This window comes from Snodgrassella sp. W8135, assembly GCF_016101225.1.
Lineage (GTDB): Bacteria > Pseudomonadota > Gammaproteobacteria > Burkholderiales > Neisseriaceae > Snodgrassella > Snodgrassella alvi.
This window is the reverse complement of the sequence record NZ_JACFQX010000003.1, coordinates 207,910-228,443: the sequence shown is the minus strand read 5'-3', so window position 1 is coordinate 228,443 and position 20,534 is coordinate 207,910. Positions and strand designations below refer to the sequence as shown.

Below are 20,534 nucleotides of genomic sequence, written 5' to 3'. Positions count from 1 at the left end.
CGGCATAATTACAGATTGCGTACAGCTTTCTTCATTTTACGCAACCATTTTCGCTGGCTGCGCATGTCTGGCATTCCTGCTGCTCCATACTGCCAGTCTATATACTGTGTCAATAAAGCAGCCAAATCTTCATTAAGCAAATTATGCTCTGCCAGTATATTTTGTAACTCAAGCGGACCGATTGCAGATAATTCTGACTCTTCACCTTCTACAATAGTCTGCTTAAGCAGATTAATACCATCGGTTAATGGCTGAGTCTGCACATTACCCTGACGGCGTAACCAGAAAATCAGTGGAAGTGACGTAATGACAATTGCGATTATAATGACTATTATCAGTACATATACAGGTATATTTTTTAAATTCAGCCAGCTAAGTATTGACTTCTGACTACCCCTATCATAATTAACCACCCATTGCTGCCAGTAAAACTGACCATTATCCAGATATTTCTGTAATAACGGAAAAGCTGAAGATAATCCGGCACGCTGTTCTGCCGGTAAAGCACTTTCCACCCCTTTATCTACACGCACTGATGAAACTGCCGTGGTCGGATCTACCCGTTTCCATAGACCCTTTTCAGCAATCCAGATTTCAGTCCATGCATGGGCATCCTTACTGCGAATTTGCCAGAACTTATTGTCAGGGTGATATTCTCCTCCCTGATAACCAATTACGATTCGTGCCGGTACACCGATTGAACGAGCCAGCCACACCATAGCGTCTGCATAATCTTCACAAAAACCTTCTTGTCCCTCGAATAAAAAATAATCTATTTTATTCTGTGTTTCATTGTTCCGTTTTGGGGTTAGAGTGTATTGAAAATGACTGCTTTTGAAATAAGTTAGTATATGATTGATAAACTCTTCGCTGCCGCCAGATTTATCGGCCAGCTGTTTTGCCAGTCTGCGGGTTTCAGGATTCAGTCCATCCGGCAACTGGGTATAATAATTCAGTAAACCCTGATCCATTTGCTGACGCAGGTATGGTGTCATCTGAGAATATAAATGTACCCTGCGCAGACCTTCGCGACTATTATTGACCCTGACAACGTTACCTACTCGTCGGCTGAAACCAAACTGTTCATTAGGCAAAGGCTGATCTAGTGCCGGTAATCGCCCGTGATCATCCTGAATAATCAGCTCATATCCTACCATTTTACTGTCGGTACGCTGTTCCAGCAAAGCTCTGCTTGGCAGCTGTAAAGTATCTTCATCCGTATACTGTTCTTTTACTGCATGCCATTTTCCATCCGTGTTATTACCCATTACCATTACACGCCAGTACATATCAGCATTGCGTGGAATAGCATTATTATCAAAGATAACATTGAAAGCCAGTTCATTACTCAAAATCAGATTGCTGACACTCCCTGATTCAAGGGTATCCGACAATCCTGTAACAGATGATTGCTGCGGCTGCGGCACACCCCATAATGGCGTATTTCTGCGCGGCATCGCTATAAATAAAATAACGGCCAGTGGAAAAGACAGAATTAAAATTACTGCACCCTGCCGTATTGCCGTCATAGGTTTGATGCCCGCAAGTAATCCCAGAGATGAAATCAGGCAGAACAACGCTACAATCAGCCAGGGGGCCATTAATATACTTTGATTAAACAGCAGACCGCCGCCCATCAGTACTAGCTGAGCTAACAATAATATTTGCCAGTCGCGTAAAGTTTCACCCTCAAATGCCTTGAGTATTATCATTAACATGAGCAAAGAAACACTGGCATCCCGGCCAATAATCGTTCCCACACGAAAATATACCCATACAGAAGTAGCCACCAGCAATATTATTAATGCCCATAACGGCAATTTTTTAATACTGGTAAATAGCAAAGCAACGCGCGCAATCCACAACAGAGCGAATGCAGCGCACACACTCAGAGGTAATTCAAATAATAAGGGTAACGATACCCATGCCAGCATCAGTAACAGAATAAGCTGGGTGCGTACAGATGGGGATTTACGTAAAAAAACCGGATCAGCAAGCCACATTACCATCTACCCAAAGCATTCAGACATTTTGTCCGTTGACCTGTCGTTGCCTCATAGCGCTGTCTTGGTAACTCCAGTATATATTTTTCCCCGATAGCATCTGCTGCCAGTACCCGATAGCACATCATACTCGCCATCTTTTCCAGGCTGGTTCCCTGAGGATAATCCCGATAGGAAATCAGTAGCGGCTCAACCCGCTTACCTCCCTGTTCAAAATATTTATCCAATAAATCACCTGTTTTGGCATAATGTTTCCATGCTATCTGCCGCATTGAAGCTGAACTCTGATGAGGCAGCAGATAAGCCGGATCCTGACCGCTCAGACTGATTTGGGTGCTGGATACGTCATCACTGCTACGCTGTGCTGAAATAGTATGTTCTAAAGGTTCCGGAAAAATCACAAGTTCTTCAGTAAATTCCCATTGAGTTTTAATCATCAGTAACCCAAATGGCGCCATACTGGCTCCGGCAAGTATTAACGGTGGCAGAATACCGCGGCGCTGCGGAGGTAATTTCCAGAGAAATTCAGTATTTTCTGGTGTAATTGTCCACAATTCCCAGTCACTGGCTGTGCCGGTTATTTCCTGTGCTGTTTGCAGCCATAACCAGCGTGTACGTTTGCAACTGTCACAGGCTTGCAAAGTCAAAACACACTCTTTACCAGCAAAATATTCCTGTTGGGGTTTAATCGCCAATACTATCCCAGTAAGCTGGCGGACACCGGCAAGTGCACCAAATAATAAAATGCCCACTAACCAGAACACCAGTGCATGGGCTACGTTTACCTGATAATTAACTGCCATAACCCATAACAGAAAACTGGCAATAGCCACACCCCAGCCCATACGTGTCAGGTTGACACGTATATTACGTGCACGCAAAGCTGTGTGCCCGTCAATAAGTGTAGGTGCAGGTGCCTCAGACCACAGCCACATGGTCCAGCATTCCTGTAAGTAAAGTACTGCTTCGGGACTGACTTTGTAAGGGTTGCAGGCGGTGCGCCGCTACTGCTACCCAGACAGCTTTCACATCTTCCGGAACAACATGTGCCCTTCCCTGTACCCATGCATATGCTTTTGCAGCCTGAACTACCGCCAATCCGGCACGCGGACTCAACCCGACTGCGAATGTACCCGGAGTACGCGTAGCTGCAACTAGCCGATAAATATAATCCGCCGCAGCTGTAGATAAATTTATTTTGGATACTTCTGCCTGCCATTGCTGTAATATTTCCGCATTGCATACTGCTTTAATGCGCGGCACAAACTGGCGACGCCCGCCAGAGATGTAGAGCTGTTTTTCTTCTTTTTCTGCCGGATAGCCAATACTCAGACACATCATAAACCGGTCCAGCTGCGATTCAGGTAAAGGGTAAGTACCCAGCTGTTCTGTCGGATTCTGGGTAGCAACTACAAGAAATGGTTTCGGCAGCGCATAGGTTTTACCATCCACAGATACTTGCCCCTCTTCCATAGCTTCGAGCAAAGCCGATTGCAGTTTGGGTGAAGCACGGTTAATTTCATCAGCCAGTAAAAAAGAATTGAAAACTGGTCCCGGATGAAAAATAAACTCGTTGGAATTTGGCTGGAATATACTGACACCCAGCAAATCAGCCGGTAACATATCGTTAGTAAATTGTACGCGCTGGTAATTTAATCCAAGTACCGCTGCCAGTGCATGTGCCAGTGTGGTTTTACCAACTCCGGGAACATCTTCAAGCAGAATATGCCCGCGTGCCAGTACACAGGTAACAATTTGTATCAGCAATTGTTGTTTGCCCAGAATAAGGGCATTGAGTTGTTTGAAAATCGGTTCGAGTTTTGGGTTCATATTTGGATACAGTAATAATAAAAAATCCGGCAGTGATATCGGGTTTGTTATCGCAGAATGTAACTACTGGACATAATTCTGTATTATTTATACAAAATTTATTTTTTACATATATTTTTGTAGCAATACATACGTATATAAATTGTTAAAATTAAATTTTATAACTAATATTAACACTATTCATGAGTATGTGTACATTACTCAATGCGAATATATTCCACCGTTAATATTTCAATATTTTCCACTCCGTCAGGGCCATGCAAACGCACTTCATCACCTTCATGTGCTTTTAATAAAGTACGCGCAAGCGGTGAAACCCAGGAAATTTTATTTCTACTGGTATCGATTTCATCTGTACCAACAATACGTACAGTCTGCTCCTGACCATTGCCGCGTAAAATAGTTACAGTAGCACTAAAAAAAATCTGATCACTGGGTTCACGTGCTTCCGGGTCAATAACCTGTGCAGCTTCCAGTCTTTTAGTTAGAAAGCGGATACGTCGGTCAATTTCACGCAACCTGCGTTTCCCATACAGATAATCACCATTTTCACTTCGGTCACCATTACCCGCTGCCCAGTTCACCACATTAACAATTTCAGGGCGTTCTTTATGAACAAGCTGATAAAGTTCATCCTGTAAAGCCTGATGGCCCGAAGGGGTAATATAATTAGGTGCAGTCTGGGGTGCTGACACATTACTCATAAACTGTCTCCATAATTGACACAAAAAGGCTGTCTGAAAACACAGACAGCCTGCATGATTCTTCCAGAATTCAGCGATTATTTACGCTGGGCATCTACAGCAGCCAAAGCCACCATATTTACTATACGGCGTACAGAAGCCATAGGAGTAACAATATGTACAGATTCATTCATACCCATCAGAATCGGGCCAATCGTTACGCCATGAGATGAAGTGCGTAATAGATTGTAACTGATATTCGCTGCTTCAACATTCGGCATTACCAGCAAGTTTGCTGCACCTTTTAGTTTGCAGTCCGGCATCAGTTTCTGACGCAGTTTTTCATCCAGTGCCAGATCACCCTGCATTTCACCATCCACGTTTAGCTCCGGAGCTGCCTCTTTAATTAAAGCAAGCGCTTCCTGCATTTTGGTGCTGCTTGGCTGATCGAGTGAACCGAAGTTTGAATTGGACAACAAAGCCACTTTTGGTTCTATACCAAAACGTTTCATTTCATCAACACACATCAGTGTATTAGCAGCAATCTGCTCTGCAGTCGGTTCCGGATTAACATAGGTATCAGCAATAAACATATTACCTGAGGTCATAATCAGTGCGTTCATAGCACAGGCATTCTGTTCAGGATTGTTATAGCCGATTACTTCTTCCAGAATATTGAAATGATCATGGAAGCGACCTACCGTGCCACACAGTAATGCATCTGCACTACCCATCCGCACCAGCATTGCACCAATCAGAGTAGAACTGCTAATCATCCGGCGCCGGGCCATTTCCTCGGTGACACCGTGACGTTTACGCAGCTCGTAATAAGCCTGCCAGTATTCACGGTAGCGAGGATCATCCTGATTATTAACAATCTCAAAATCCTTGCCTGGCTGTATAGTCAGACCCAGTTTTTTCGAACGTGCTTCAATTACTGCCGGCCGGCCAATCAGAATCGGGAAGGCCAGCTTGTGGTTAACAATGTGCTGCGTTGCATGCAGAACACGCTCATCCTCACCTTCACACAATACCACACGTTTCAGTTCTTTTTTCGCCTGAGAGAATACCGGTTTCATAAACAGGCTGGATTTATAGACAAACTGACTCAGTTTCTCTACATAGGCTTCCATGTCATCAATCGGACGGGTGGCCACACCGGAATCCATAGCTGCTTTGGCTACAGCAGGCGCCACTACAGCAATCAAACGAGGGTCAAATGGCTTCGGAATCAGATATTCACGTCCAAAAGAAAGCTCGGTATTGCCATAAGCAGCAGAGACTTCATCACTCAGCTCAGCTTTGGCCAGTTCAGCAATAGCATGCACACAGGCCAGCTTCATCTGCTCATTAATGGTAGTTGCACCTACGTCCAGTGCACCACGGAAAATAAACGGGAAGCATAGAACATTATTTACCTGATTCGGAAAATCAGAACGTCCGGTACCAATTACCGCATCCGGTCGTGCAGCTTTAGCTTCAGGCGGCCAGATTTCCGGAGTCGGATTAGCCATAGCCAGAATAATCGGATCTTTGGCCATAGTTTTGAGCATATCCACGCTCAACACATTCGGACCAGATAATCCGAGGAAAATATCTTTGTCATGAACAGCATCAGCAAGCTTACGCTGACCATTATCCGGTATAGCGAATAATTTTTTCGATTCCACCATGTTTTCTTCACGATTCTGGTAAATCACACCTTTTGAATCGCACACAGTGATATTTTCACGCTTCATACCTAGCGCAACCAGCAGCTCCAGACAGGCAATCGCTGCTGCACCGGCTCCGGAACATACTAGTTTAACCTGACTGATATCTTTACCAACAACTTCAAGACCATTTTTAATCGCTGCTGCAGTAATAATTGCTGTACCATGCTGATCATCATGGAATACCGGAATGTTGCAACGCTCACGCAGTTTTTTCTCAATATAAAAACATTCCGGTGCTTTAATATCTTCAAGGTTAATACCGCCGAATGTCGGCTCCAGTGAAGCAATAATATCTACCAGTTTGTCCGGATCAGTTTCATTAATTTCGATATCGAATACATCAATACCACCGAATTTTTTGAACAGTACTCCCTTACCTTCCATCACTGGTTTTCCGGCCAGAGCACCGATATTACCCAAACCCAGTACCGCTGTACCATTGGAAATAACTGCAACCAGATTACCGCGTGCAGTATATCTGTATGCATTCAGGGGATCACGGTGAATTTCCATACACGGTGCAGCCACACCCGGTGAATAGGCCAGTGACAAATCATATTGAGTAGCCAATGGTTTGGTAGGCGTAATTTGAATTTTACCGGGACGGGGTTCTTCGTGAAAATGTAATGCTGCTTCTTTGATTAATTCATCCATATCTTTTCTCAGTCTTAGGTTTTCAACACCAGTAAGCTGTTCTTGAAAGAGCACGCTAAAAAGTCACTTTTACCCGAGCAATTTACTAAATATGGTCAAGATAAAAGTTATTCACATTATAGCGTTAATTAACAAAATCATACACCGCTTTATTATCAGTATAATCAATTGCCATTCATTGTAAACATCCGGTTCTTGCGATTCTGCTGGATTTAAAACAACTATTCTTTAAACCGGAAAATACGTTTTCTTATTTTTATAAAACAACAGTCGGTATTTATTAAAATTATTTTTACCGGTTAATTTATATTCAGTCTGAATCATCATATTTCATACAATACAGCCTACTGATTAATTTATATAAACTCAGGAAATACAGTTCAGTTAAACTAATTAAAAAGAGAAATTATAGTTTTATAATCTGACCATATTATTCAGAATATAATTTATTTAAATGAAAACTATGCTATTAATCAGACAATGATTTCAGCAAATTTTAACTGATATATCAATAAACCGGCGCACCTGATATCTGAAACGCCGGCTTTTCTTTTAAATATCGAATTCAATATATTATATTTAAAGATTATAAAGTAAGTTCCATATGCATATTTAATAAGTTAAAAGTATTTGCCTGACCAGTGATTTCCTTAAAACCGGCTTGTAGATAAAGGTCTATTGCCGGCTTCAGACTGATATGAATTTCAACATAGAGTTTTTTTTTACACCCAGCTTTCTGGCTTTAGCTAGACAACCTCAATAAGCTTTTTATCAATGTGTATCCGCCCTTTTCAAGAACAGCCAGCTTCGGATTATCCAGTATCTGATAATCGCCACCTTCCATTTCAATTGGTCAGCCATGCTGCATTTAAATCACGTAAAGTGGGCTGATAGCGATCACTTAGCCTGAAATCTGTACACTGTCTGCCAAAGTTATGATACATCATTACATAAAATTCAGTATCGGCCAGCCATGGCGATGGGCATACTGCACCAGTTTCTCATCAGGATTAACGGCAACCGGATCAGTTACCAAATTGAGCAAAGGCAAATCATTATGCGAATCACTGTAAAAATACACTTTACTAAAATCTTCCAGCTGCTGTCCGCGCTGTGCTAGCCACTGCTGCAAGCGGGTAACTTTGCCTTCTTTAAAACTGGGCGTACCTGTATAGTGTCCGGTATAGTTACCATCTGCATCTGTTTCTAACTGCACGCCGATAATATGCTGAATACCAAACGCTTTTGCAATGGGTGCGATAATAAATTCATTAGTAGCAGACAAAAGCAGCATTTCATCACCGGCATCGCGATGACCTTGTACCAGCATTTTAGCCATAGTAGAAATATGCGGCACGATAAAATCGCGCATATACTCATTATGCATTTCATCCAACTCTGCGCGACTAAAGCGCGCGAGTGGTGCAAGCTGGAATTTCAGAAATTCATCAATATCCAGACAGCCATTCAGGTAATCCTGGTAGAATTTGTCATTTTTCATGTCAACAAACGATTTATCTACCAGCCCTTTTTGCATCAGATACTTCGGCCATTCATTATCTGAATCACAGTTAATCAGTGTGTGGTCAAGGTCAAAAATAGCCAGATTCATGCATTTTCCTGTTGTTTAAGTAACTGGCGCAATAATGTAAGAGTGATGCGTCGACCCTGCGCCAGTGAATAATCATTCAGGGTATTGAGCATCAGCAGCAAGCTATCCAGATCTCTGCGCCAGTGAGCCAGCAAATAGCGGATTACTTCTGCGTCAACCGGTATTTGCCGTGCGTGAGCCATGCCTACCAGAGCATTGAATTTTTCTTCATCACTTAATGGTTTGATTTCGTAGACAAGACAATAGGCCATGCGTGTACGTAAATCTTCACGGATCATTAGCTGCTGAGGGGGGATTGCTGAACTTAAAAGCAGATTACCGTGCCGGCTGTTGCGAAAATGGTTGAAGAGAGAAAATAGTTGCTGCTGTTCAGTGGCACTGAGTAATTCAATCTGGTCTACGGCAACACAATCCAGATCGAACAGCCAGTGTCCCAGGCCTTCTCTGGCTGCATCAACATATTCAGCTTTCAGCCCGCGTGACTGTGCTTGTGCCACCCATGCTTTGAGCAAGTGGCTTTTACCACTGCCTGCTTCCCCCCAGACAAAGATAAACGGGTCAGCCTGATGCTGTAACACATAAATCAGTTCCGCATTGGTATGGCCAAGAAATTTATCAAATCCGGGATAGCTACGATCGTCAAAGTCAAATATCAGTTGGTTCACTACAGTAGACCAGTTTGAAAGCTAGTGCGACCTTTGATTGTAGCTGTCTGCTTAGTTCATATCAAGCAGCATAACGATGGAATTTAACTGATGAATAAGGATTTTATATTTAGCGGAAGTGAAAACCGACAGATAAAATATTTACTCCGACGGTTCGGCGGCAAATACCTGTTTCCATAGTTTCTTCACTATCTGATAATATTCAAGTAAGGAAGCATCTATGGGCGTAGTGACTGCGTCACGAAGACGGGTGTTATGCTGTAGCTGTCGATAATAACGATACGCAGTACGGCTGCCTTCCGCCAGTTTAGTGTCAATCAGCCCCAGCTCAGCCGCAATACTGAGCAAAGCAATATTGCCATAATTTTGTAATAATTGCGGATACTGATGTGCAAAAGAAAGAATCAGATACTGCACAATGAATTCCACATCAACGACACCGCCGCGGGCATATTTCACGTTACTGTCAACTGGCGGATGTGTAGGGAACATTTTTTCACGCATGGCAATAATTTCTTTCCGAAGCTGTTCTGCATCACGCTGTCGACACAGTATCTCATTCCGTACAGCATCAAAGCGTCTGCCAACCACACTGTCTCCGGCAATAAAGCGGGCACGTGTTAAAGCCTGATGTTCCCATGTCCATGCACTTTCACGTTCATAGCGCTCATAAGCCTGTATATGTGTGACGGTAAAACCGGAATCTCCGTTCGGACGCAGACGTAAATCAATATCATAGAGCATACCGGCGCCAGTCGGAACAGTGAGCCAGCTGGTCAAGCGGCGTGCCAGTCGAGTATAAGTATCGACAGCATCCGGATGATTATCATCAAATACATAAACCAAATCCAGATCAGAAGTATAGCCCAGCTCTTTACCGCCTAATTTGCCATAACCAATCACGGCAAAATGTGCAGTATCAGTATGCCTGCGTGGTAACTCAGTCCACACTCTTGTAAGTGCAGCTTGAATAATCAGATCTGCTAAAGCGGAAAGCTGGTCGGATAAGGACTCAACTGTCCACAAACCAGCCAGATCCTGCACAGCCAGACGAAAAGTCCATGCATGCTGAAACCGGCGTAAAACATCCATCTGGGCTTCAACATCACCGTGACACTCATTAAGCTGATGCTCGAGTTCAATCGAGTGAGCTGCCCAATCAGTATCTATACGCATTAATTCATTGCTGAGCAGCTCATCCAGCAATACCGGATGCTGCTGCAGATAAGTAGCCACCCAGCTGCTCTGGCTCATTAAACCAGCCAGTTTTTCCAGAGCCTCAGGATGCTCATGCATAAATGCCAGATAAGAGCTGCGCCGGCCGATGGCCTCAAGAAAATCCAGTAAACGGGCTAAAGTGACATCTGCTTGCGGACATTTTGCGGCAATACTAAGCACTGACGGTATGATTTCGTCAAAGCGCTGTTGCGCAGTGGACGATAACTGGCGGTACTGACTACCATGATGCAGTTGTTGCAGACGCTGCAATACATTTTTCGCATCAAACCCGTGCGCAGTCAGCAAAGCGATTTTTTCTTTGTTGTCACTTTCATCCTGCCATACACGCAGCATATCCGGATCGTTTACTTTGGCTTTGTCTTCCGGTTCAGTAAATATTGCTTCGAAAATCTGGTGCACAGCCTGTCTGTGCTGATTCAGGGCAGCCAGATAATCTTTATAGTCGCTGTAACCCATACTTTGTGCCAGCATTTGCTGTTGCTTTTCACCAGTTGGTAACATCTGGGTTTGCTGGTCATCCCAGTATTGCAGCCGGTGTTCGGTATCCCGCAAAAAATAATAGGCTTTCAGTAATGTATCGACACTATCCTGCGACAGCATTCCGTGCTGAAGCAAAGCATGCAGCGTTTCCTGTGTACCTTTTAATTGCAGGCTGCGTACCTGTCCGCCCCGTATTAACTGGAATATCTGGGCAACAAATTCCACCTCGCGGATACCACCGGCACCAAGCTTGATATTATCGGCCATACCTTTACGGGTGACTTCACGCTGTATCTGCCGGTGCAGGTTACGCATGCTGTCATATGCATTAAAATCCAGATATTTGCGATACACAAAAGGTCGTACCAGTGCAGCAATATTATTCGGATAGTCAGTGACCAGACGCGCCTTTGTCCATGCATAACGCTCCCACTCCCGTCCCTGCTGAATCAGATAATGCTCCAGTGCGGTTTCATTGATTACCAGTGCTCCGGAATCACCATCGGGACGCAAACGCATATCAACCCGAAATACCTGACCATCTCCGGTAATATCATTTAACAGAGCAATGATTTTCTGTCCGACTTTTGTAAAAAATTCCTGATTGCTCTTCTGTCGTTTACCATCAGTATCTCCGGCTTCCGGAAACACAAAAATTAAATCAATATCAGACGATACATTCAGCTCATAGCCACCCATTTTCCCCATACCTACAATACTAAGGCGTTGCTTATCCCCGCTATACTGACCGACTGGCTGTCCGTACAAACCAGCATAGTAGGCATGTGCATACTGCTCAGCAATATTTATAGCGAAATCCGCCAGATGGGTAATAGTTACAGTGACTTCATTTAAATCGCTTACCCGCGCCAAATCACGAGCCATAATATGTGCCATTACATAACGGCGCAGCAGGCGTAACTGGCGTGCCAGTTCATCTTCATTTTCACTGCTCTGTAATTGCGCCCAGTCAGCGAAATTCCGGAAATCATCAATGGTCAGTTGCCGTTCCAGCCAAGGATAAAGTTTGTCTGTATTAAGTAACTGATTATCCAGTAAACGGCTTAGAAACAATGAATACGGACGTGCTGCTGCAAGAATTTGTTCGGGAGTCATAATGGCATTAATAAGAAAATGAATGCATGGTTTATCATACCGTCTGAAACTAATACTGTGAATCAGTAAATCAGAGACAATAACATGCAATATTTCAGTAAGAAGCTGAATATTGCCGGAAATAAAAAAGGAAGTTTGCGCTTTCAGCGAAACTTCCTTTTTTCAGATTTAATTATCCAATGATGTAACTAATTAGTGATGATGGTGATCATGCGCTCCATGTACATGACCATGTTCCAGCTCCTCAGCCGTAGCAGGGCGAATGTCTTTTACTGTTGCTTTAAAACGAATGCACTGTCCAGCCAACGGATGATTACCATCGACTACAGCTTTACCATCTGCTACATCGGTAATACGATAAACCATTACATCACCAGTTTCCGGGTCATCTGCTTCAAACATCATGCCCACTTCTACTTCAACCGGAAACACATCCAATGGTTCAATACGAATCAGATCTTCATCCTGTTCGCCAAATGCATCATCTGGTGCCAGTTTTACATCTACTACATCGCCAACCGTCTTATCATGTAACTGTTCTTCAACCAACGGGAAAATACCGTCATAGCCACCATGCAAATAGCTAATCGGTTCTTCAGTTTTATCGATCAGCTGGTTATCAGCATTGAACATTTCATAGTCCAGTGTCACAACAGAATTTTTGGCGATTTTCATAATTTTTTTCCATAATCAAGCTGCACAGGCAGCAAACAATTTGTATTTTAACATGTAATGGTGCAAACCACATGACGTTACAGACTGCTATTGCAGACTATCCAGCCGTGCCATCATTCCTGCAAGAATACTTTTACCTTCCGACTGACTAACAATGGGTTCACTGCCCTTACGTCCCAGCAAACGAATATCTTCGCCCGGCATTTCATCAATAAAACGGCTGGGTTCATGAAATTCCCAGGAACCGGCACGTTTGCGTTTATGACAATGTGTAAGAGTAAGAGTTTGCCGCGCACGAGTGATACCCACATACATCAGCCGGCGTTCCTCATCAATATTGCCTTCTTCGATACTGTCAGCATGCGGAAATACTCCTTCTTCACAGCCTACCAGAAACACATGCGGATACTCCAGACCTTTAGACGCATGCAGAGTGGACATACTCACCATATCTGCATCTTCATCTTCTTTACCATCAAGCAATGTCATTAGTGCTATAGTCTGGGCTATTTCCAGAATATTCCGGCCATCTTCTTCACTTTTTTTGCCTATCCAGCTGAGCAAATCCTGCACATTGCGCCATTTAATTTCTCCGGCCCGTCCTTCCTCTGTATTGAGCAAATGTGTTTCATAAGCTATATCGGCAAGCAAACTGTGCAACAATTGTCCGGCATCTTCCACAGTAGCACGTGCCTGATAATCAGCCAGCAAAGCCATAAACTGCTGTAACGGTTCACGGCTTTTTGCTGACAACTCTGCCAGCGCATCCATACTGCGTGCAGCTTCAAATAAACTGCATTGTGCTACTTTGGCATAATTATTCAGCTTAGCCAGTGTGGTTTCACCTACTCCTCGCCGTGGTGTCGTTACTGCGCGCAGAAATGCCGGATCATCGTCCGGATTAGCAAGTAAACGAACATAAGCCAGTACATCTTTGATTTCGGCCTTATCAAAAAAACTTTGTCCGCCTGAAAGTCTGTATGGAATTCTCCGGCTACGCAATGCCTCTTCAAAAACTCTCGCCTGATGATTACCCCGATATAAAATCGCAAAATCCCGGTAATGTACGGCATCACCACCAATCAATTTTTGATGAGCAATTCTGCTGACGACTACATCAGCTTCGTGAGCCTCATTTTTACAGGCAATAACATCAATCATGTCACCCAACCCGTATTCACTCCATAATGTTTTAGCAAAAAGTTTGGGATTATGGGCAATCACCTGATTGGCTACACGCAGAATACGTGCAGTAGAACGATAATTTTGCTCCAGTTTAATAATCTTTAAATCCGGATAATCTTGTTGCAGCAGACGCAGATTTTCCATATTGGCACCACGCCAGGCATAAATACTCTGATCATCATCACCTACGGCAGTAAACTTACCTTCTGCACCGGTAAGCAGACGCATCAGCGCATACTGACAGGTATTGGTATCCTGACACTCATCTACCAGCAGATAACGCAAACGAAGCTGCCACTTATAGCGAATATCTGCCTGTGACTGGAGCAGCTCAACCGGTATCCGGATTAGATCATCAAAATCTACTGCCTGATAGCTGGTCAGAGTATCCTGATAAGAGGCATATAACTGTCCCATCTGACGTGTCCATGTATCATCAGCCTGCCGAATAACAGCTTCTGGAGAAAGCAGGCTATTTTTCCACAGTGAAATCTGATGCTGGGCTTTAAACACCATTTCCCTACCGGTGCTGCCCAGTAATTCACTGATGATTTTGCCCGCATCGGCACTGTCGAGAATAGAAAATTGTTTTTTATATCCCGCAGCTGCTGCTTCCTCACGCAAAAAGCGCATACCCAGCGAATGAAAAGTACATATAGTTAAACCGCGGGTTTGCGGTTTACTTAATAAATGACCAACACGCTCCTGCATTTCCCGTGCCGCTTTATTAGTAAAAGTAATTGCAGCTATCTGCTGGGCAGGATAGTGTGCTTGTGTAATCAGGTAAGCAATTTTTTCAGTAATAACACGCGTTTTACCACTGCCGGCACCAGCCAGCACCAGTAATGGTCCATCAAGATAGTGAATAGCTTCGTGTTGTTGCGGATTCAGATTTAACATGGTTTTATTGATGTTTCCGGCAAAAACACAACCGTACTGTTTATCAGGCCGGCTTCTGGTCAGCCGGATATCTTACAATTGCCAGTCTATCGGGCTTATTCCGTGCTCCTGCAGATATGCATTAGCCCGTGAAAAATGCCTGCATCCGAAAAAACCACGGTATGCAGATAAAGGAGACGGATGAGGTGCAGTTAATACCAGATGTTTTTTCCGGTCAATCATAGCACCTTTTTTTTGTGCATGGCTGCCCCAAAGCATAAATACAATATGTTCACGTTCAGCATTCAAGACAGCAATCACATGGTCGGTAAAAGTTTCCCAGCCCAGCTCTGCATGTGAATGTGCCTGACCGGCGCGCACGGTTAAAACGGTATTAAGCAACAATACACCTTGCTCTGCCCAGTGCTGCAAATAGCCATGCTGCGGAATACGAAAGCCGGGTATATCTTCAGCCAGTTCTTTATATATATTGACTAGTGAAGGAGGAATGGCTACACCTTGCCGTACAGAAAAAGACAAACCATGCGCCTGCTGCGGACCATGATAAGGATCCTGACCAAGAATAACCACTTTTACCTGAGCAAATTCAGTTGCCTTAAACGCATTGAACACATCTTGCGCCGGCGGATAAATCACCTTACCGGCCAGCCTTTCAGCACGTACTGTTTCCAGAATATGCTGAAAATATGGTTGCTGTTTTTCTGCACCAATTGCCTGATGCCATGTCTGCATTAGAACTTCCCCTGTCTGATAAAAAGGCAATTTATACCTTGCAATCGGCCTTATACCCGTCAAGCTGCCAATTTTAGCATAGCGGGAAAACTACTAATCATGCCTTATACGCCAGAAATGTGCTAACGGACCATACCCATGTCCCAGATGCCAGTGTTGCCCTGCCTCAATCGCACCATGTACATAACTTTTGGCAGCCGCGACTGTATTGGCCAGATTTTCATGCTGTGGTCGCAAGGCGGCTATCGCAGCTGAAAGAGTACAGCCGGTACCATGAGTATGTGAAGTATGAATCCGGAGACTTTTAAAACATACCGGTTCATTATCCCGTTCCATCAGCCAGTCTGCAGCATCTTCAGAATTATTACGGTGCCCGCCTTTTACCAGTACTGCATGACAGCCTTCATCCAGTAAAATCTGTCCCTGTTCCAGCATTTCTTGATCCGTAGTGGCTATCGGCTTATGTGTCATGATAGACAGTTCAAAAAGATTAGGTGTCAGTATATCAGCCAGCGGCATCAGCAATTGCTTCATTGTCTGCACAGTATTTTCTATCGACAAAGCTGAACCGGAAGTAGCCACCATAACCGGATCCAGTACAGTAAAAGGCAGATGATATTGTTGCAGTGATTGAGCAACCGTACGGATGCTGTCAATATCAGCCAGCATACCGATTTTGACCGCATCAATACGAATATCAGACATCACTGCCGCACACTGAGCCTCTATCATATCCGGCGTTACTACCATAACCTGCTGTACGCCAAAAGTATTCTGTGCAGTGATGGCTGTAATCACACTGGTACCATATGCGCCCAGCGCAGCAAAAGTTTTTAAGTCCGCCTGAATACCTGCTCCGCCACTGGAATCAGATCCGGCAATAGTTAAAGCACGGGGGTAAGGCTTGGCGAGCGCCATAAGCATCTCCCTGAAAATTTTTATTTGTCAACGAATTAACTTATATATACTTCCAGAAAAAAAAACAAGCCCGTATAAATATCCGCAAAATATGCCTATTGACTATTTGTAAAGAAAAAACCACATAAAAATATAATATTTTCAATTAAAAACAGAAATTTAATTCAAATTTTCAATCAGCAAAAATATGTTCTGCTGCCGGAAAAGTTCTTGCTTTTACTTCGCGAACATAGGCACTGACAGCTGCCTGAATACTATCCTGATCCTGCATAAAATTTTTGACAAATTTAGCTGTTTTACCCGGATAAATACCCAGCATATCATGCATTACCAAAACTTGTCCGTCACAGTCGACACCTGCACCAATACCGATTGTCGGGCAGCTAAGTGCTGCTGTCACCTCTGCTGCCAGCCGGCCGGGTACACACTCCATTAATACCATATCAGCACCAGCCTGTGCATGAGCCTGAGCATCGGCCATTAATTGTGCCGCGGCTTCACCACGACCTTGTACTTTATAGCCACCGAGTGTATGAACGGATTGCGGCGTAAGACCGATATGTGCACATACCGGAATACCTCGCTGCTGTAAAAACTGTGTGGTTTCTGCTATCCATGCACCCCCTTCCAGTTTCACCATATGTGCACCGGCAACCATCAGGCGTACTGCAGCAGCAAAAGCCTGTTCTTTGCTTTGCTGATAGGCACCGAAAGGCAGATCAGCCAGAATCATTGCCTGTTGATTACCTCGTGCTACAGCAGCCGTGTGATAACAGATATCATCAACACTAACCGGTATAGTAGATGTTTGCCCTTGTACCGCCATACCAAGCGAATCACCAATCAGCAATATATCAACACCGGCATCGCTCATCAGACGGGCAAAACTGGCATCATAACAAGTCAGCATGGCAATTTTTTCACCGGCTGCCTTCATTTTCCTTAAAGTATGAATAGTATGCATATACAGATAAATCCGCTATTTATGTTTTATCAGAAAATACTGCCGGAAATAACAGCTTATTTATTTTTAACCTGCATTCCGGCTAAAGAAACCCAAATTTGTTACAACAAATATCCGGCTAGTTGTAATGACCGGCAAAATACCACAGACTACAGCCAAACCAGAACAGATTAACAAATATTTTGCCATCCTTTATTCCCATCTGACCGGAATATCTTTAAAATTATTTATCTAATATGGATATATCCAATGTTGGTACTAAACCAGTAATTTCATCCTCGGTAATGCTGGGAAAATACGTATCTGAATTTTGCAATTCCATATACAAAAACTGTACTTTTTTCTATAAAAAGTACAGTTTGTAAGTCTGAAATCCATCGCAAAGAGAAAATAAATACCAAATTAACAGAATAATGTCATTGATATTTTTTTACTCAAATTAAACAGCATAAAATGCCGATATAGCTAATTTACGACAAATCAGATTGACTGAAATATCCACGCAGACAACGGAAATAATTATTTCACCAAACAATTTTAAATAACTATTCGCTTAAATTGAGATAATTACGGCTGCCCTGCATATTGGCAATGGTATTGAGCAACAGTTCAAAATGATCGTCATTACCAAGAAAATCCAGTTCATTAGTATTAGCAATCAATAGCGGAGCATGCTGATATAAATGGAAAAACCGGCGATACTCAGCGTGAATCTGCTGTAAATAACCAGCCGGAAACAGATTAACCATTCCGTCATCCCGCTGACGCAAACGCTTATCAAGCAACTCGTCATCAGCTTCCAGATAAATCACCAGATCCGGAACCGGAAATTTCGGCATTACTTTTTGCTTAATCTGCCAGTACAGAGTCTGTTCCTCTTCACGCAAAATTACCGGCACATATATCTGATCCTTCTCAAGCAGAAAATCAGCAATAACCCGCGAGCGTCGCTCATCCTCTGCATAAATCACATTTATTGCCTCGCAACGACGCATTAAAAAATGCATCTCTGTGGCTAGCCCGTGATTAGTCGCATTCAGATAAAATTTTTCCAGAAACGGATTGCTTTCCGGAATTTCCGACAGCAGCAGAGCATCAAAATATTGTGCCAGACGGCGGCTTAAAGCTGATTTTCCACTGCCAATAGATCCTTCTACGACAATGTAGCGATAATCCATACTCCCTGCTCCCCTGTTTTTATTCCTGTTCGTCAGTAATTTCAGTAATTATAGTTACTGCATCCGGCTGTTTCTTTAATAATGCCGCGGCCACCACAGAAGCACTGTCATGAGTACCAATTACATAATAAGGCGCAATTGCAGCCAGCGGTGCCATTACAAAAGCACGTTCACACGCACGCGGGTGCGGCAGTGTCAGATCCGCATCATTAATATCCTGATGATCATAATCAATTATATCCAGATCAATCACTCGCGGTCCGTTTGGAACCTCACGTACCCGTCCCAGTCGGTTTTCCAGATCCAATAAAGAATTTAATAGTTCATGAGCACTTAAAGTGGTATGAACCAGAACAACAGCATTGACAAAATCCGGCTGGTCAGTCATTCCTACCGGCTTAGTAATATAAAGTGGTGAAATTGCCTTGACCCGAACCCCTTTAATCTGATTCAAATCTGTCAGAGCTGTTTCAACCTGTTTACGTGGATTATCAAGATTAGCCCCTAAAGCAATTACCGCTGTAACTAAATTCATGCTTCCTCCTGCTTAGGTTTGTTAGTGCGTCTGTTACGGTATCTTTTTTGTCTTGTTGAATTTTTTTCTGATTGCGAAGCAGTACGAATTAATTGCTCACGCTCTACATCTGAACCATGCTGAAAAGCCTGCCACCACTGAACTGTCTCCTGTGATAATTCGCCCAGACTGGCACGCAGACACATAAAATCAAAAGCAGCACGAAAACGCGGCTGTCCGAGTAAGCGGTAAGGACGCGCCCCGCGCATAATTTCAAACTGCGGTTGCAAACTCCAGATTTCACGCATGGTTACACTGTATCGCTGCGGCACACCCCAGTTTTTATCTACATGCTGACGTTCTGAAGTAATCGCCGCATTCATCGCTGCACTGGAGCGCATACCACTATTCAGTTCCCGCTGCCATACTGTTCTTATATGCGGCCATAATACAGCTGCCAGTACAAAGCCCATAGATACAGATTTATCTGCCCGCAGGCGTTCGTCAGTATTGTGCAGAGCCAGTGCGACAATATTATCATTACTTTCGCCGCCCGGCATTAATGCATCAAGTAGCGGATGAATATCTTTCAGACCAAGATTATTCATCTGGCGCAGACATGCCTGTGCATAACCACTGAACAATATTTTCAGCACTTCATCAAACAGCCGAGCCGGCGGTTCCCGCTTTAACAACTGCGCACATTCAGCTATCGGTTTAGATGTATGTTTATCTACGGTAAAGCCAAGTTTGCCAGATAATCTGGCTGCCCGTAGCATGCGCACCGGATCCTCCTGATAGCGCTCAGCCGGATTACCTATCATTACCAGACGCCGGTTAAGTATGTCTTCAACGCCATGATGAAAATCCAGAACTACCTGCTGTTTCGGATCATAGTATAGAGCGTTGGCAGTAAAGTCCCGGCGCATTGCATCCTGTTCAAGCGTACCGAAACTGACATCCTTCATAATCCGGCCTAGCTCATTATGGCTGTTGACTGCCCCGCCCCGAAAAGTTGTTACCTCGATAGTTTCCGGACCAACCATAACATGCACAATCGGAAAACGCCTGCCGATAATGCGGCTGCGCCGGAAAAGTTTATGTATCTGTTCGGGTGTAGCATCTGTTGCCACATCGAAATCTTTAGGTGTCACACCAAGCAATAAATCACGCACAGCACCACCTACCACATAAGCCTGATAACCCTCCTTCTGCAAGCGGGTGATAACCTTTTCCGCTGCAAAACTCAGATCATCTGCCTGAATATGGTGTTGTGCCAATGAGATTTCCCGCCTTTTGCCACGCCGGGCAGACTTTCTCGGCAAAACCTTGTGTAACCACTTTGTTAGCATAAATAATACAAAAGCTTGTGAAAAAATACTCGCGTGCCGCAGCAACCACGACCGATAAAGTACTATAGTATAACCTATCTATCCGTATCTCATCATTCCTCACCGCACGGACAAGTGCA

General features: G+C 43.8%; 16 protein-coding genes. All 16 read right to left on the bottom strand.

Annotation, left to right across the window (positions count from 1 at the left end; genetic code table 11):
• Nucleotides 1-8: 8 nt before the first annotated feature.
• The 16 genes from H3T75_RS08375 to pcnB all read right to left on the bottom strand — a co-directional run bounded on the left by H3T75_RS08375 (nucleotide 9) and on the right by pcnB (nucleotide 20,415).
• Complete coding sequence (locus H3T75_RS08375; RefSeq protein WP_198211480.1) at nucleotides 9-2,009, bottom strand: DUF3488 and transglutaminase-like domain-containing protein; 2,001 nt, start codon at nucleotides 2,007-2,009, stop codon at nucleotides 9-11.
• Nucleotides 2,003-2,938 (bottom strand): hypothetical protein, encoded by a 936-nt coding sequence (locus H3T75_RS08370; RefSeq protein ID WP_198211479.1) that lies wholly within the window; start codon nucleotides 2,936-2,938, stop codon nucleotides 2,003-2,005. The genes H3T75_RS08375 and H3T75_RS08370 overlap by 7 nt, the downstream gene beginning before the upstream one ends.
• Nucleotides 2,922-3,833: a MoxR family ATPase gene (locus H3T75_RS08365; RefSeq protein ID WP_174829962.1), complete on the bottom strand. Its 912-nt coding sequence runs from the start codon at nucleotides 3,831-3,833 to the stop codon at nucleotides 2,922-2,924. Before H3T75_RS08365 ends, H3T75_RS08370 begins: the two co-directional genes overlap by 17 nt.
• A 197-nt stretch (nucleotides 3,834-4,030) precedes the next feature.
• A complete protein-coding gene (gene greB / locus H3T75_RS08360; RefSeq protein WP_037392801.1) occupies nucleotides 4,031-4,537 on the bottom strand; it encodes a transcription elongation factor GreB in 507 nt (168 codons plus the stop codon).
• A 77-nt stretch (nucleotides 4,538-4,614) separates the two neighbouring features.
• Nucleotides 4,615-6,885 carry an NADP-dependent malic enzyme gene (locus H3T75_RS08355; protein WP_025330355.1) on the bottom strand — a complete coding sequence of 757 codons (2,271 nt, stop codon included), beginning with the start codon at nucleotides 6,883-6,885 and terminating at the stop codon, nucleotides 4,615-4,617.
• A 946-nt stretch (nucleotides 6,886-7,831) separates the two neighbouring features.
• Nucleotides 7,832-8,497: an HAD family phosphatase gene (locus H3T75_RS08350; RefSeq protein ID WP_084564800.1), complete on the bottom strand. Its 666-nt coding sequence runs from the start codon at nucleotides 8,495-8,497 to the stop codon at nucleotides 7,832-7,834.
• Nucleotides 8,494-9,162 carry a DnaA regulatory inactivator Hda gene (hda, locus tag H3T75_RS08345; protein ID WP_025330353.1) on the bottom strand — a complete coding sequence of 223 codons (669 nt, stop codon included), beginning with the start codon at nucleotides 9,160-9,162 and terminating at the stop codon, nucleotides 8,494-8,496. The genes H3T75_RS08350 and hda overlap by 4 nt, the downstream gene beginning before the upstream one ends.
• Before the next feature lie 141 nt (nucleotides 9,163-9,303).
• Complete coding sequence (glnE, locus tag H3T75_RS08340) at nucleotides 9,304-11,997, bottom strand: bifunctional [glutamate--ammonia ligase]-adenylyl-L-tyrosine phosphorylase/[glutamate--ammonia-ligase] adenylyltransferase (RefSeq protein ID WP_198211478.1); 2,694 nt, start codon at nucleotides 11,995-11,997, stop codon at nucleotides 9,304-9,306.
• A 192-nt stretch (nucleotides 11,998-12,189) separates the two neighbouring features.
• On the bottom strand, nucleotides 12,190-12,672 hold the full coding sequence (locus H3T75_RS08335; RefSeq protein ID WP_025330351.1) for a peptidylprolyl isomerase: 483 nt from the start codon (nucleotides 12,670-12,672) through the stop codon (nucleotides 12,190-12,192).
• A gap of 87 nt (nucleotides 12,673-12,759) precedes the next feature.
• Entirely contained in the window at nucleotides 12,760-14,757 is a 1,998-nt protein-coding gene (gene rep, locus H3T75_RS08330) for a DNA helicase Rep (protein WP_198211477.1), read from the bottom strand.
• A 72-nt stretch (nucleotides 14,758-14,829) separates the two neighbouring features.
• Entirely contained in the window at nucleotides 14,830-15,489 is a 660-nt protein-coding gene (ung, locus tag H3T75_RS08325) for a uracil-DNA glycosylase (protein WP_025330350.1), read from the bottom strand.
• Between the two features lie 93 nt (nucleotides 15,490-15,582).
• Complete coding sequence (gene thiD / locus H3T75_RS08320; RefSeq protein ID WP_037392786.1) at nucleotides 15,583-16,407, bottom strand: bifunctional hydroxymethylpyrimidine kinase/phosphomethylpyrimidine kinase; 825 nt, start codon at nucleotides 16,405-16,407, stop codon at nucleotides 15,583-15,585.
• 172 nt (nucleotides 16,408-16,579) lie between these two features.
• Nucleotides 16,580-17,371, bottom strand: a complete 792-nt coding sequence (gene panB / locus H3T75_RS08315) for a 3-methyl-2-oxobutanoate hydroxymethyltransferase (protein WP_198211476.1) — start codon at nucleotides 17,369-17,371, stop codon at nucleotides 16,580-16,582.
• A 545-nt stretch (nucleotides 17,372-17,916) separates the two neighbouring features.
• Complete coding sequence (locus H3T75_RS08310) at nucleotides 17,917-18,549, bottom strand: deoxynucleoside kinase (protein ID WP_025330346.1); 633 nt, start codon at nucleotides 18,547-18,549, stop codon at nucleotides 17,917-17,919.
• 19 nt (nucleotides 18,550-18,568) lie between these two features.
• A complete protein-coding gene (gene folK / locus H3T75_RS08305) occupies nucleotides 18,569-19,084 on the bottom strand; it encodes a 2-amino-4-hydroxy-6-hydroxymethyldihydropteridine diphosphokinase (RefSeq protein ID WP_084550483.1) in 516 nt (171 codons plus the stop codon).
• The gene (pcnB, locus tag H3T75_RS08300) at nucleotides 19,081-20,415 is read right to left on the bottom strand and encodes a polynucleotide adenylyltransferase PcnB (RefSeq protein WP_084554071.1); all 1,335 of its coding nucleotides are present in this window, start codon (nucleotides 20,413-20,415) and stop codon (nucleotides 19,081-19,083) included. Before pcnB ends, folK begins: the two co-directional genes overlap by 4 nt.
• Between the last annotated feature and the right edge of the window lie 119 nt (nucleotides 20,416-20,534).